Raw genomic sequence first — 14,595 nt, forward strand, 5'->3', positions numbered from 1 at the left:
CTCGAGTCGTAACGTTTCGAGTTTTGAGGGTACCGTCGTCGACGCTAGCGACCAGACTTATCCGCCCTATAGTCGTGATAATCCCCTGTGATGAGCGTCTCAGAGAGGTGGACTCGTGTTCGAGCCACAGCACCTCCGCACCTTCCTCGCGGTCACCTCGACCCTGAGCTTCACGCGAGCCGCGCACCTGCTCGGCGTGAGTCAGCCGAGCGTCAGCCAGCAGATCAAGCGGCTGGAGCAGGCCGCCGAGCGGCCGTTGCTCAACCGCGACACCCACTCGGTCCGACTGACCGAGCACGGTGAGGCGATGGCGGGGTTCGCGCGCACGATCCTCGCTGCGCACGAAGAGGCCGAGGCCTACTTCGCCTCCCCCACGATGACCGGTCGGCTGCGCTTCGGCGCCGCGGACGACCTCGCGCTCGCCCAGCTCCCCGGCGTGCTGCGCGCCTTCCGACAGCTGCACCCCTCGATCCAGCTCGACCTGACCGTCGGCCAGACGTCGATGCTCCGGCGCCGGCTGGACGCCAACCAGCTCGACCTGGTCTTCGTCAAGGAGGCGCCAGGCACCACCACGGGCACCCTCGTGCGCCGCGACCCGCTCGTGTGGGTCGCGATCCCGGGCACCCGACTCGTGCCGGACGAGCCGATCCCGCTCGTCGCCTACTCGGCGCCCTCGCTCAGCCGCCTCACGGCGACCCGGGTGCTCGCCGAGGCCGGCCGCACCTGGCGCATCACGTGCAAGGTCCTCGAGGTCAACGGCGTGCTCGCCGCGGTCCGTGCCGGGCTGGGCATCGCCCCGTTCCCGGCATCGCTGGTACCAGCGGACCTCCAGGTGCTGTCCCCCGGCCCAGACCTACCCGCACTCGGGGACGTCGATCTCACGCTGCTCGCCAACCCGCTGACCGAGCGCGCACCGATCGAGGCGCTCACGACGGCGATCCTGCGACACCGCCCAGCGAGCTGAGCCCCGGGCCCTCGGCTCAGGCGAGGACGGGGAGCAGTCGGGTGGCGACGTCGTCCTGGTACGGCCCGACGATCACGAGGTGACGAGGCAGCGAGGTGAGCTCGGCGGCCAACGCACGAACGTCGTCGGCGGTCACAGCCTGGATCTTGGCGAGGTTCTCCTCGACGGTGGTGAACTCCCCGAGCGTCAGCTCGGCGCGCCCCAGCCGGGACATGCGCGAGCCGGAGTCCTCCAGGCCCAGCACCAGTCCGCCGCACACCTGGCCGATACCCCGCTGCAGCTCAGCGCCGTCGACAAGCTCGGCCGCGAGCCGCTCGAGCTGGTCGGCGAGGATCTCGACGACGGCGTCCACCTTGCCGGGCGCGCAGCCGGCGTACAGGCCGAACAGGCCCGCGTCGGCGTAGCCCGAGGCGAACGAGTACACCGAGTAGGCGAGGCCACGCTTCTCACGGACCTCCTGGAACAGGCGCGAGCTCATCGAGCCGCCGAGGATCGCGTTGAGCACACTCATCGCGAACCGGCGCTCGTCACCGGCGACCAGGCCGAGCCCCCCGAGCACCACGTTCGCCTGCTCGGTGGGGCGGGACACCGTCAGCGCGGTGCCCTCGGTCGGGACCGCCGTGACATCACCGGGATGCCGCCGGCCGGCGGGGTGGGCACCCTGCTCGAGCGACCACCCGCCGGCCTCGACGGCCTCCAGGACCTGGTCGCAGAGCGTGTCGTGGTCCACACCGCCGGCAGCGGTGACGACCAGCTCGGCGGGGTTGTACGTGCGCCGGTAGTGATCGAGCACGGCCGCGCGGGGCACGGACTGGATCGTCGTAGGCGTTCCGCCGATCGGGCGGCCCAGCGGGTGCTCGCCGAAGACGGCGCCCGCGAACCGCTCGTGCACGACGTCGGTCGGGTCGTCCTCGTTCATCGCGATCTCTTCGAGGATGACGCCGCGCTCGCTCTCGAACTCATCGGCATCGAGCAGCGAGGAGGTGACCATGTCGATGATGACGTCGGTCGACATGGGCAGGTCGGCATCGAGCACCCGGGCGTAGTAGCAGGTGTGCTCCTTGCCGGTGGCGGCGTTGACCTCACCGCCCACGGCGTCGAAAGCCGAGGCGATCTCCATCGCCGATCGGCTCGGGGTGCCCTTGAACAGCAGGTGCTCGAGGAAGTGGGTCGAGCCGTGGTGACCGTCGCTCTCGTCACGAGAGCCGACGCCCACCCACGCCCCGATGGCGGCCGAGCGCTGACCGGGCATCGCCTCGGTCAGCACTCGGACCCCACCAGGTAGGACGGAGCGGCGCACCGTCCCCGAACCGTCGCCGGCCTCGATGGTCAGCTCGGTGTCCGGCTGACCGGCCGGGCCGAGGATCAGCTCAGGCATGGAGGCCGATCAGGCCTCGACCGACTCGTCGGCCTCGTCGGCTGTGCGCTCGGCAGCGTCGTCCTCCTCGACCACGGCGTGAAGCGAGAGCTTCCCGCGCGGATCGATCTCGGCGAGCTCGACCTGGACCTTCTGACCCACGCTGAGCACGTCCTCGACCGCCTCGATCCGCTTGCCGCCGACCAGACGACGGACCTGGCTGATGTGCAGCAGGCCGTCCTTGCCCGGGCTGAGCGAGATGAACGCGCCGAACGACGTGGTCTTGACGACCGTGCCGACGAAGCGCTCGCCGATCTCCGGCATGTGCGGGTTCGCGATGGCGTTGATCGCCTGCCGCGCGGCCTCGGCCGACGGTCCGTCGGTCGCGCCGATGAACACGGTGCCGTCGTCCTCGATCGAGATGTCGGCGCCCGTGTCGTCCTGGATCTGGTTGATCATCTTGCCCTTGGGGCCGATGACCTCACCGATCTTGTCGACGGGGACCTTGACGGTGATGACGCGCGGCGCGGTCGGAGCCATCTCGTCCGGGGAGTCGATGGCCTCGGCCATGACGTCCAGGATGTGGAGGCGGGCCTCCTTGGCCTGGGTGAGCGCCGAGGCGAGCACCGAGGCGGGGATGCCTTCCAGCTTGGTGTCGAGCTGGATCGCGGTCACGAACTCACGGGTACCGGCGACCTTGAAGTCCATGTCGCCGAACGCGTCCTCGGCACCGAGGATGTCGGTGAGAGCCGCGAACTTGGTCTCGCCGTCGATCTCCTCGCTGACCAGACCCATCGCGATGCCGGCGACCGGGGCGCGCAGCGGCACACCGGCGTTCAGCAGCGACAGCGTGGACGCGCACACCGATCCCATCGAGGTCGAGCCGTTGGAGCCCAGCGCCTCGCTGACCTGACGGATCGCGTAGGGGAACTCGTCACGCGAAGGCAGCACCGGCATGATCGCGCGCTCGGCGAGCGCACCGTGGCCGATCTCGCGACGCTTCGGCGACCCGACGCGGCCGGTCTCACCGGTCGAGTAGGGCGGGAAGTTGTAGTTGTGCATGTAGCGCTTGCGCGTCTGGGGCGACAGCGTGTCGAGCTGCTGCTCCATCTTGAGCATGTTCAGCGTGGTGACACCCATGATCTGGGTCTCGCCGCGCTCGAACAGCGCCGAGCCGTGCACGCGAGGAAGCACCTCCACCTCGGCGGACAGGGTGCGGATGTCCCGCAGGCCGCGGCCGTCGATGCGGAAGCCGTCGGAGATGATCCGGCGGCGGATCAGCTTCTTCTGCACGCTGCGGTACGCGGCGTGCAGCTCCTTCTCGCGACCGTCGAAGCCTGCCTGCAGGGCGCCGATCATGGCGTCCTTGATCTCGTCGAGGCGGTTCTCCCGCTCCTGCTTGCCCGCGATGCTCAGCGCCTCCTCGAGCGCGCTGGTGACCTCGGACTCGACGGCGGCGTAGGCGTCGTCGGCGTAGTCCGGGAACAGCGGGAACTCCTGGACCTCCTTGGCGACGCGACCCGCGAGGTCGAGCTGCGCCTCGGCCAGCACCCGGATCGGCGCCTTGGCGGCCTCGAGGCCCTCGGCCACGATCTCCTCGGTCGGGGCTCCGACGCCCTGCTCCTTCATGAGCGTCCAGGCGTTGTCGGTGGCCTCGGCCTCGATCATGGCGATCGCGACATCGTCGCCGACGATCCGGCCCGCGACGACCATCGAGAAGACGGCCCGCTCCAGCTCGGAGTAACGCGGGAACGCGACCCACTGACCGTCGATCAGCGCGATGCGGACGGCGCCGACCGGGCCGGAGAACGGCAGACCGGAGATCTGCGTGGAGATCGAGGCGCCGTTGATGGCGACCACGTCGTAGGCGTCGTCGGGGTGGATCGAGAGCACCGTCTCGACGACCTGGACCTCGTTGCGCAGGCCCTTGACGAACAGCGGGCGCAGCGGGCGGTCGATCAGGCGGCAGGCCAGGATCGCCTCGGTCGAGGGGCGGCCCTCGCGGCGGAAGAACGAGCCGGGGATCTTGCCCGCGGCGTACTGACGCTCTTCCACGTCGACCGTCAGCGGGAAGAAGTCGAAGCCTTCACGGGGGTGCCTGCCCGCCGTGGTGGTCGACAGGACGGTCGTCTCCTCGTCGAGGTAGACGACGACCGCGCCGCCGGCCTGCTTGGCCAGCCGACCGGTCTCGAAGCGGATGGTGCGCGTGCCGAAGGTGCCGTTGTCGATGACGGCCTCGGCGAACTGGATCTCGGGACCCTCCATGGGTGCCCTCCTTCGTGTTCGGCCCCCGGGCTTCACGTGGTCATCGATCGAGGCCCACGGATCCGGGACAAGCCCGCTCCGGGAGCCACTACCGAGGACCGCGGGTCCGGCGGGCAGTGGTGGTATTCGTGTTGTGGGTGATGCGGTGCCGCGTGGTGCGACACAAGAACCGGCCCGGACCCGAGGAGGGTCCGAGCCGGTGTGAGCGCTATCGGCGCAGGCCGAGCCGCTCGATGAGCGAGCGGTAGCGCTCGATGTCGACGTCGCGCAGGTAGCCGAGAAGACGGCGACGCTGACCGACGAGGAGGAGCAGACCACGACGGCTGTGGTGGTCGTGCTTGTGGTCCTTGAAGTGCTCGGTGAGGTCGGTGATGCGCTTGCTGAGCAGCGCGATCTGCACCTCGGGAGAGCCCGTGTCGCCCGGGGTCGTGGCGTACTCGGCGATGATCTGCTGCTTGACGGCTGAATCCAGGGCCACTGGTTCTCCTTCAGAGAATCGTTGCGCGGAGCACCGGGGCTGGTTCACCCGGGCATGACGAGACCGCGGCCGATCGAACGGCAGCGCTCAGACTATCAGCCGGGCTCGGGATCGGTGAATCTGCGCCCCAGGAGGTGCGATCCGGGCGCGATCTCCGCGACGTGCACCCATCCGGAGGCGCTGTACAGGGCACGGGCCGCGTGCGCCTCGGCATCGACCACGAGCAACGCCGTGCGGGCCCCGACCGCACGCAGGTCCTCGACCGTGGCGTCGTGCAGCAGCCGGCCCAGCCCACGTCCGCGCGCACCGCTCGTCACGGCGAGCTCCACCAGCTCTCCGTGCCCGCCCAGCCAGCCCTGGGCCACCGCCGCCGGGAGCCGCTGCCGAAGCGTCTGGGTGAACCACTGGTCGTCCGCGCCGAGCAGCCCGTACGCGAAGCCGACCACCCTCCCCGCCTGCAGCGCGGCGACCAGCCGGAAACCGGGGTAGCCGGCGTGCTGCACCAACTTGCCCTCCGCCCACTGCCCTGCCCGCACCGGGTCCTCGTGGTGGGGCGGCTCGGTGAACGCCTCGACGAAGATCTCGCCCAGCCGTGCGCGGAGCGCCGTGTCCGCGCGGATCGCCTCGCCGTCGTACCGGCGGATCTCGACGGCGGGGCTCACCCGATCGGGCGCCTCACGCCCAGCAGGTCGGCAGCCTGGGCGACGTCGGCGTGCATCTGCCCCACCAGCGGCTCGATGCCCTCGAACTTCAGGGTCGGCCGCAGGTGGTGCGTGAACTCGACCACGACCTCCTCGTCGTACAGGTCGAGGTCGGTGCGCCCGAGCACGTGGGCCTCGACCTGGCGCACCTCGCCGTCGAAGGTCGGGTTGGTGCCGACCGAGATCGCGGCCGGCAGCCGCACGGCGTCGGGCGTGCCCCAACCACGCCAGAGCCATCCGGCGTACACGCCGTCGGCGGGAACGGTGCCCGACGAGGTCGGGGCCAGGTTCGCCGTCGGGAACCCCAGCTCCCGACCGCGCGCCTCCCCGTGCACCACGACGCCGCGCATCCGGTGCGGGCGGCCGAGCACGGCGGCCGCCTGCGCCACGTCACCGGCGGCGAGGAGCTCGCGCACCCACGTGGAGGACCAACGCCGCCGCGTGCCGGCGGCCTCGATGTCGTGGACCACGTCGACGGCGAAGCCCAGCTCCTCCCCCAGCTCGCGCATGGTCTCGCGGTCGCCCGAGTTCTCCAGTCCGAACCGGATGTCCTCGCCGACGACGACACGGCGCACCTTGAGCGCGTCGACCAGGTAGCGGGAGACGAACTCGCGCGGGGTCAGCCGCGCGAAGTCGAGGTCGTAGGCGATCACGAGCACGCCGTCGAGGCCGGTCTCGGCGAGGAGCTCGAGGCGGTCCTCGGGCCCGGTGAGCAGCACCGGCGAGGCGTCCGGTCGGTGCACGGCGGCAGGGTGCGGCTCGAACGTGACGGCGACCGCGCTGGCCTCCACGGCGCGGGCCGCGGCGATCGTGACACCGAGCACGGCGCGGTGCCCGAGGTGGACGCCGTCGAAGTTCCCGATCGTGGCGACGCTGGCGCGCAGCTCAGCAGGGACCTCATCGATTTCGTGCCAGACCTGCACCCGTTACCCTCGCTCGTTGTCATCGCTGCCGCGGGCCAGCCTGCCACCGCGGGCCACCGGGTGACGAATCAGGCCCGATCATCCCGCGGAGAGGACCTCGAGCTCGGCGATCGTCGTGTAGCAGCCGGACCCGCCGGGCGTCCCCGCGATCCTGACGCCGTCGACCGCCACCGGCTCGAACGTGAACCGGTACTCGGCCTCGTCGGCCGCGCTGGCGTCGCCAGGGTACGCGGGCGAGACGGTGACGCCCCCGAGGGCGCTCCAGACACCGTCGATGCGCACCTCGACGGCGGGGACGCCCTCGAACCAGCCGCCGTCGTCGGGCGTGGGGCCGGGAACCATGACCACCTCATCGATCACGACGGGGTGCGGGAGCTCGATGCCCCACTGGTCGCGCAGCTTCGAGGTCCCGTTCCACGAGGAGACGGCCGTGGTCGGGTTGTCATCGGTCAGCGCACCGATGTTGCCGTAGCGCGCGTGCGTGTCGACGACCACCGCGCCGCTGCCGGTCGCCGGGTCGGTGAGGTCGGTGCCCGGCTCGGGCTCGAACGGCGCGGCCTCGGGATCGCGCAGGGTCAGCGCGATCGGGCGCAGGGCGTAGTGATAGGTGGTGAGCTCGCCCGGGCCGGCGGCGCCCACGAACCAGTTGGCCTGCGCCCACAGGTGCAGGCCGTCCGCGGAGATGAACTTCGACGGCGTGGTGACGGCGTAGCCGCCGTTGACCCAGCCGGCCGGGTTCTCGGCGCCGTACCAGGGGTACGGCCCGAAGTCGCGCCGGGCGAACAGCTCCCAGGGACCCCAGGGCGCCGAGGACTCGTAGAGCTCCCACGTGAACTCGGTCCAGGAGGTGTACAGGTACCGGTCGATCGGGGCGTCGTAGACGATCCCGCCCTGCGAGATCACGGTCGAGCTCCGCGGCCCGTCGACGGAGAGGTCCTGGTAGACACGGCGCTCGTCGTGCAGCACCGCGACGCGCTCCTCGATCTCGGCGGACCACCGCGGCGCCTCACCCTCGGCGCCCGCGAAGAACTCCCAGGCGGAGCGGTCCTGGATGGAGCTCGCCGGCACCCGCGCGAGGTAGAGGTCCACGGGATCGGGCACCGTGTCGCTGAAGGAGTCGCGCCAGTTGTTGTCCAGGCCGTAGGCGTAGACATACTCCTCACCACCGGGCTCCACCGCGGCCGCCAGGCCGTTGCTCTGGCCAAGATCGAGGAACATCACGGTGGTGAAGACGTAGTCCGAGAACATCGGCTCGTCCGCCCAGGTCCAGGTGCGGCCGTAGTCGTCCGAGCGGACGATCGTCGCCGCCGGTGCGTCGTTGAACGCGAGCGCGGCCGGCTTCATGCGCAGGTCCTGGACGGCCAAGTAGAGCTCGTCGCGGCCGTCGCCGTCACCGTCGACGGCGACCATCCCGGTGGGCTTGCGGTTGTACTCGGCCGGGTCGGACCACAGCGGCGCGACGGCGGCGCCTGATGCGAGCCGCATGCCGGTCAGCCCCTCCTCGGGCGTGCCGTCCACGCGGTTGACGACGATGTCGGCGAACGCCGCGGTCGAGAACCCGCGGCCGTCGCCGTTGGCGGTGTAGAGGTAGCCGTCGTCGGCCCAGGCGGCCGGCCACAGGTCACCGTCGCTGTCGGTCGCGACGCTCGAGTGGTACGGGATGTCGATCGTGGCGAAGGTGGTCGACGTCGGCGCGTGCGGGTCGGCCGGCGGCGGCTCCCCTGTCGGCGACTCCGAGGTGCACGCTCCGAGGGCGAGCGCGGCGGCCGCGAGCGGTGCAGCCGCAGTGCGCGCGCGGGATCGAGTGGTCATACGTTCGCCCCGCCTTCGCCAGTAATCGTTTTCTCACCGTAGGCGACGAAGGCCGCCCGGTCAATCCGAGCGGCCTGGGTCTCACGCCGTACGACGTGCGGTGTCAGTCGGCCGAGCCGTCCTCGGCGAGGATGCGGTAGACGGCGGTGCGCGCGTCGGTCAGCGCCTGGGCCGCCCGCTTCTGCTGGTCGGGCGTGCCGACCCGGAACACCTGCTTGCTGGCCTCGGCCAGCCCCATCATCGCCTCGCGCAGGGCGAAGACGGTCTCGCCGCCCTCCCCCTCCGGCTGCTCCCAGGGACTGCCGAGGCGCTCACGGTTCTCGTTGACATAGGTCCCGCCGGCCTCGGTCAGCGAGGCGGTCTTGCGGCCATCGACGGGCTCGATGGTCACGAGCCCCTCGTCCTCGAGAACCTGCAGCGTGGGGTAGATCGACCCCGCACTCGGGGTCCATGCCCCGTCGGAACGCTCGGCGATGTCCTGGATCAGCTGGTAGCCGTGCCGCGGCCCCTCCTCCAGCAGGAGCAGGATCGCCGCACGCACGTCACCGCGCGGTCGCCCTCGGCCACGACGGCCGCGATGTCCTCCCGGTCCGAAGCCGGGGCCGAACCCCGGCCCGAAGCCCGGCCCGCCTCGGCCGCGGCCCCGGCCGCGACGCGGCCTGTCGCCCTCCTCGGCATCCTGGTCGTCGAACGCCCTGTGCACGAAGCCGGGGCCCACCGCGTCGCCGAAGCTGGGGCGGCGGCGACCGCGACGCGGCGCGCTGTCCCCGGCGCTGTTGTGGTCTGTGAATCGCATGTGTGTCTCCTTTCGCGATGCACTCACGATATATCGACACTGTATCGGATGTCAACACGCGTCGCGCTGTCAGATGCCACGGCCGCGGAAGTTTCCGCCTGGTCACCTCTGGTGGGGACGACGGCCGCGTCCGTACCGTCGGTCGCATGTCCTCCACCCCGGTCGCCGCGACGAGGATCTCGACGGCGGAGCTCTCCTGGCTGCTGTCGCTGCGACCCGGCAGGCCGGCGACCTTGGTCGCCGCGGCGCTAGACCTGCCGCTGCCGCTGCCCGACCGGTCGCCGGAGGCGAGCGTCCTCGAGGACCTGCTCGCCGACGGGCGAGCCCAGGAACGCAGAGGCGAGGTGCTCCCCCGCGGCGAGTCCGCCGTCGTCGGCGATGCGCTGACCTCGGCAACGGCACTGATCTCGGTCGGCGACGAGCAGGGGCTGGCCGCACTGCTCGCGGTCGGTGCCGACCGGGTGCTGCTCCTCGCGCCCGCCGGGGCGGCGGTCGAGGTGGCGGCCCTCGACGCGGCCACCACGCCCGGTGCCGCGGTGGCGGCGCTCGCGAGCAGCGTCGGTCAGCGGGCGCGTGTGATGGTCGCGCTCGCCGACGCCGAGATCACCGCCGTCGAGCCCGGTCCGCAGCTGGCCGATCGTGTGGACGGGCTGCTGCGATGACCGCCGTCAGCCACGGCGCCGATCTGGCGGCGCTGCGCGACTGGTCGGCCGCGGCCGGCGCGGGCGCCGAGCAGCTGCAGGAGATCGCGACCGGCCTCGACCGCTGCCTGACGGTGTTCGCGTGGACCGGGCCGGACCACCTGCGGTTCTCCGAGGCCTGGCAGCGCCACCTCACTCCAGCGCTCCGCGATGTCAGCGCCGGGCTCGCTGCCGCGTCGGACCAGGTCGCGCGGGAGGCGAACGAGCAGGAGAACGCGAGCAACGACGCCCGTGAGGCGCGGGAGGCCGGCTGGGCACGCGGCGCGGGCCGCGCCATCCTCGGGCTGCTCGGGGGTGCGATCGGCGGCCCCGTGGGCACGATCCTCGGGGCACTGGCGGGACCACGGCTGGTGGACCACCTCGTCGGGGTCGCCGATGTCCGGGCCGATCGCACGGTGGTCACCGAGATCACCGCCGGTGCCGGCATCCGCGACGCACTGCCCACTAGCCCGGCCGACATGCTCCACGACATGTCAGCGATGTACGACCACGACGGCGCGGTCCGGGTCGACCTCGTCACCCGACCGGACGGCAGCCAGGTCGCGCTCATGTACGTGCCTGGCACGCAGGACTGGTCGATGGATACCGAGGGCAGCAACCCGATGGGTGCCTATGGCGCTGTCGGTGCGGCCTCGGGCAAGGACACTCCCCTGCGGCAGCTCATGCTCGAGTCGATGCAGGAGATCCCCGAGGGGGTCCCGATCCACCTGGCCACGCACAGCCAGAGCAGCTTCGCCGCGCTCGACCTCGCCGCCGATCCCTACGTGCGCGCCCGCCACGACATCGCCTCGGTCGTCACCACCGGCGCCGGTGGCGGCAACTTCGACATCCCCGAGGGCACCACGATCGTCTCGGTACGGAACCCCTTCGACCCGGTCGCACGCATCGGCGGGGCCCCCGAGCGCGCGATCGAGGTGATCGGCGCCTGGAGCGGCGACCACCCGCACTCATCTGACCAGTACGCCGCTCTCGTGGCGCGCGCCAGCAGCCCCGAGCTCGACGCCTGGTGGCGCAGCGTGGGCATCGACCCCGGCTCCGCCGTCGAGACCCGCGTGTTCCAGGGCACCGTCACCGGCCCCCGCGACTGACCGCGACCTCAGGCGGGGTCCAGGACCAGCGTGGGGCGGGCCTGAGCGCCCTTGTCGGTGAGCAGCGCCACGACGTGCCCGTCCGGCGCGAAGGCGGCGACGACGCCCTCGGAGCGCGAGGCAGCGACACCGCGGCCGAAGCGGAGCTCGATCGTCTCGGCGTCGGTGAGCTCGCGGGCCGGGAGCACGCGTCTGGCGACGTCGCTCATCCCGAGGAGGCTGACGCCGTCGGCCAGCTCCTCCAAGCCCGCCGCCTCCTCGACGGCGAAGCTCCCCACGTGGGTGCGGCGCAGCGCGGTGAGGTGACCGGCGCTGCCGAGCGCGGTCCCGAGGTCGCGCGCGAGGGCGCGGATGTAGGTGCCGCTGGAGCAGCGCACCTCGACGTCGAGGTCGAGCACAGGCGTGCCCTCGACCTCCTCACGGCGCGACGCCAGCACGGCGAAGGAGTGGATGGTCACCGGTCGGGCCGCGAGCGCGACCTCCTCCCCCGCGCGCACACGGGCGTAGGAGCGCCTGCCGTCGACCTTGATCGCGCTGACCGAGCTCGGGACCTGCTCGATCCGCCCCGTCAGATCTCCGACGGCGGAGCTCAGGCCGGCCTCGTCGACGTCACCGACGCCGGGGCTCGCCGTGACCTCACCCTCGGCGTCGTCGGTCACGGTGCTCTGGCCGAGCCGGATCGTGGCGCGGTAGGTCTTGTCGGCGCCGACGAGGTAGGTCAGCAGCCGCGTGGCGCGGTTGACGCCGAGCAGGAGCAGCCCGGTCGCCATCGGATCGAGCGTGCCGGCGTGGCCGACCTTCTTGGTGCCGGCGAACCGGCGAACCCGCGCCACGACGTCGTGCGAGGTGATCCCCGCGGGCTTGTCGACCAGGACGAGGCCATCACCCACGGCGGTCATGACGGCGGCTCAGCTCTTGTCGTCGGACGCGTCGTCGTCGGACCCGTCCTCGCCCTCGTCCACGGCGTCGTCGCCCACCGGTTCGGCCGGCTTGCGGTAGGGGTCGGCGTCGCCGGCGTAGGTGGCGCTCTCGCGCGCCTTCGCCAGCTCGGCGTCGCGCGCCGCAGCCTCGGAGAGCGCAGCCTCGAGATGGGCGGCGGTCTCGGGCACGGCGTCGAGCGTGAACTCGAGCGTGGGCGTGAGTCGCACACCGGTCTGGCGGCCCACCTCCGAGCGGATCAGCCCGGTCGCCGACGCGAGAGCCGTGGCTGAGTCGACGCGCGCCTGCTCGTCACCGAAGACGGTGTAGAAGACGGTCGCGTGCTGCAGGTCCCCGGTGACGCGCACCTCGGTGACGGTCACGAACCCGAGTCGAGGGTCCTTGACACGGGTGTCGAGCATCCGGGCCACGATCTCGTGGATGCGCTCCGCCAGCTTCCTGGCGCGTGGGTGGTCTGCCACTTGATCTTCTCCTTGGTCCCCCCGACCTCGCCGTCGGGTCCCGACGCCGATCCAGCGGTTCTGGGACGAGATCTCCTCGTCTCCCGAACGCGCCGAATCAGCGTCGAGACCCTCTGGCCGAGGTCAGCGTGCGTGCGCTAGTCGCGCGGCTTCTCGCGCATCTCGAAGGTCTCGATCACATCGCCCTCGGCGACATCCCGCTGACCGAGACCGATACCGCACTCGAAGCCCTCGCGGACCTCGGTGACGTCATCCTTCTCGCGGCGGAGGGACTCGATCGTGAGGTTGTCGGCGAGCACCACACCATCGCGCAGCAGGCGAGCCTTGCTGTTGCGGCGGATGACACCCGACCGGACGATCGAACCGGCGATGTTGCCGAACTTCGAGGATCGGAACACCTGTCGGATCTCGGCCGAGCCCAGCTGGACCTCTTCGAACTCCGGCTTGAGCATGCCCTTGAGTGCTGCTTCGACTTCCTCGATCGCCTGGTAGATGACCGAGTAGTACTTGATGTCGACGCCCTCACGGTCGGCCATCTCGGCAACGCGCGGTGCGGTACGCACGTTGAAGCCGATGATGATCGCGTTGTCCACGGTGGCGAGGTTGACATCGTTCTGCGTGATCGCACCGACACCACGGTGGATGATCCGCAGCTCGACCTCGTCGCCGACGTCGATCTTGAGCAGCGCGTCCTCGAGCGCCTCCACGGCACCCGAGACATCGCCCTTGAGGACGAGGTTGAGGGTCTCGACCTTGCCGGCCTCGAGAGCCTGGGTGAAGTCCTCGAGCGACACGCGCTTGCGGCGCTTCGCCAGCGTGGCGGCACGCTCGGCGGCCTCCCGCTTGTCGGCGATCTGTCGTGCCGTGCGGTCATCGCGGGCCACCAGGAACGAGTCACCGGCGCGCGGGACCGACGTCAGGCCGAGGACCTGGACCGGCCGCGCAGGCAGCGCGACGTCGAGGTTCTCGCCGTGCTCGTCGAACATCGCTCGCACACGACCGTGGGCGGTACCCGCCACGATCGCGTCACCGACGGCCAGCGTGCCGGACTCGACCAGCACCGTGGCCACGGCACCGCGGCCGCGGTCGAGGTTGGCCTCGACAGCCACGCCTCGCGCAGCCTTGTCCGGGTTGGCACGCAGATCGAGGGCTGCGTCCGCGGTCAGCAGCACGGCCTCGAGCAGCTCGTCGATGCCGGTCCGCTGCTTGGCGGAGACGTCCACGAACATGGTCTCGCCGCCGTACTCCTCGGCCACCAGGTTGTACTCGGTGAGCTGGGCACGGATCTTGTCCGGGCTCGCGCCCTCCTTGTCGACCTTGTTGACGGCCACCACGATCGGCACTCCTGCCGCCTGCACGTGGTTGATCGCCTCGACTGTCTGCGGCATCACGCCGTCATCGGCAGCGACCACGAGGATCGCGATGTCCGTGACCTTCGCACCACGCGCACGCATGGCGGTGAACGCCTCGTGACCCGGGGTGTCGATGAAGGTGATCGGACGATCCTGGCCCTCGTGCTCGGTGTGCACCTGGTAGGCACCGATGTGCTGGGTGATGCCACCGGCCTCATCGCCTGCCACGTCGGTGCGCCGGATCGCGTCCAGCAGCGCCGTCTTGCCGTGGTCGACGTGACCCATGACGGTCACCACCGGCGGGCGCGCCTCGAGCTCGTCGTCGCCCTCGGCGTCCTCCTCGGCCTGCAGGTCGATGTCGAAGCTCTCGAGCAGCTCGCGGTCCTCCTCCTCGGGGGACACGATCTCGATCACGTAGCCGAGCTCGGCACCGAGTGTCTGGAACGTGTCCTCGTCGAGGGACTGGGTCGCTGTGGCCATCTCACCGAGGTGGAACAGCACGGTGACCAGGCTCGCAGGGTTCGCGTCGATACGGTCTGCGAAGTCGCTCAGCGAGGCACCCGCACGGATGCGGATGACGGTGCTGCCATCGCCACGGGGGACGCTGACACCACCGAGCGACGGCGCGCCCTGCTGCTCGAACTCGAGACGCTTCGCGCGCTTGCTCTTACGGCCTCGCGCGGGGCGACCACCAGCGCGACCGAACGCGCCCTGCGTGCCACCGCGACCGCCGCGGCCACCGCCACGACCGCCACCGA

At 71.1% G+C, this 14,595-nt stretch carries 13 protein-coding genes; 3 read left to right on the top strand and 10 right to left on the bottom strand.

Annotated features, from left to right (window positions below; genetic code table 11):
- The first annotated feature begins 115 nt into the window (after positions 1-115).
- On the top strand, positions 116-964 hold the full coding sequence (locus GPA03_RS07415; RefSeq protein WP_156251250.1) for a LysR substrate-binding domain-containing protein: 849 nt from the start codon (positions 116-118) through the stop codon (positions 962-964).
- A gap of 16 nt (positions 965-980) precedes the next feature.
- On the opposite strand, the gene GPA03_RS07420 is transcribed toward GPA03_RS07415, so the two are convergent.
- The 7 genes from GPA03_RS07420 to GPA03_RS07450 form a co-directional block, all read right to left on the bottom strand.
- Positions 981-2,342, bottom strand: a complete 1,362-nt coding sequence (locus tag GPA03_RS07420; protein ID WP_156251251.1) for a M16 family metallopeptidase — start codon at positions 2,340-2,342, stop codon at positions 981-983.
- Positions 2,343-2,351: 9 nt separating this feature from the next.
- Positions 2,352-4,586, bottom strand: coding sequence for a polyribonucleotide nucleotidyltransferase (locus GPA03_RS07425; RefSeq protein WP_156251252.1), 2,235 nt, complete (start codon positions 4,584-4,586; stop codon positions 2,352-2,354).
- Between the two features lie 208 nt (positions 4,587-4,794).
- Positions 4,795-5,064, bottom strand: a complete 270-nt coding sequence (gene rpsO / locus GPA03_RS07430) for a 30S ribosomal protein S15 (protein ID WP_156251253.1) — start codon at positions 5,062-5,064, stop codon at positions 4,795-4,797.
- Positions 5,065-5,159: 95 nt separating this feature from the next.
- Positions 5,160-5,726, bottom strand: coding sequence for a GNAT family N-acetyltransferase (locus tag GPA03_RS07435; protein ID WP_156251254.1), 567 nt, complete (start codon positions 5,724-5,726; stop codon positions 5,160-5,162).
- The gene (locus GPA03_RS07440; protein WP_156251255.1) at positions 5,723-6,688 is read right to left on the bottom strand and encodes a bifunctional riboflavin kinase/FAD synthetase; all 966 of its coding nucleotides are present in this window, start codon (positions 6,686-6,688) and stop codon (positions 5,723-5,725) included. Before GPA03_RS07440 ends, GPA03_RS07435 begins: the two co-directional genes overlap by 4 nt.
- Before the next feature lie 78 nt (positions 6,689-6,766).
- On the bottom strand, positions 6,767-8,500 hold the full coding sequence (locus tag GPA03_RS07445) for a DUF4185 domain-containing protein (protein WP_156251256.1): 1,734 nt from the start codon (positions 8,498-8,500) through the stop codon (positions 6,767-6,769).
- A gap of 103 nt (positions 8,501-8,603) precedes the next feature.
- The gene (locus tag GPA03_RS07450; protein WP_156251257.1) at positions 8,604-9,296 is read right to left on the bottom strand and encodes a PadR family transcriptional regulator; all 693 of its coding nucleotides are present in this window, start codon (positions 9,294-9,296) and stop codon (positions 8,604-8,606) included.
- 146 nt (positions 9,297-9,442) lie between these two features.
- Here GPA03_RS07450 and GPA03_RS07455 point away from each other — a divergent pair, with 146 nt between their 5' ends.
- Complete coding sequence (locus tag GPA03_RS07455; RefSeq protein WP_156251258.1) at positions 9,443-9,958, top strand: hypothetical protein; 516 nt, start codon at positions 9,443-9,445, stop codon at positions 9,956-9,958.
- Positions 9,955-11,085 (top strand): WXG100 family type VII secretion target, encoded by a 1,131-nt coding sequence (locus tag GPA03_RS07460; protein WP_156251259.1) that lies wholly within the window; start codon positions 9,955-9,957, stop codon positions 11,083-11,085. Before GPA03_RS07455 ends, GPA03_RS07460 begins: the two co-directional genes overlap by 4 nt.
- Before the next feature lie 8 nt (positions 11,086-11,093).
- Here GPA03_RS07460 and truB read toward each other — a convergent pair whose 3' ends face one another.
- The 3 genes from truB to infB form a co-directional block, all read right to left on the bottom strand.
- The gene (gene truB / locus GPA03_RS07465; RefSeq protein ID WP_194239506.1) at positions 11,094-11,975 is read right to left on the bottom strand and encodes a tRNA pseudouridine(55) synthase TruB; all 882 of its coding nucleotides are present in this window, start codon (positions 11,973-11,975) and stop codon (positions 11,094-11,096) included.
- A gap of 18 nt (positions 11,976-11,993) precedes the next feature.
- On the bottom strand, positions 11,994-12,485 hold the full coding sequence (gene rbfA / locus GPA03_RS07470; protein WP_156251261.1) for a 30S ribosome-binding factor RbfA: 492 nt from the start codon (positions 12,483-12,485) through the stop codon (positions 11,994-11,996).
- 137 nt (positions 12,486-12,622) lie between these two features.
- The coding region (gene infB, locus GPA03_RS07475) for a translation initiation factor IF-2 (protein ID WP_156251262.1) at positions 12,623-14,595 on the bottom strand (1,973 nt) is incomplete at its 5' end.

This window comes from Pseudactinotalea terrae, from assembly GCF_009733845.1.
Taxonomy (GTDB): Bacteria; Actinomycetota; Actinomycetes; order Actinomycetales; family Beutenbergiaceae; genus Pseudactinotalea; species Pseudactinotalea terrae.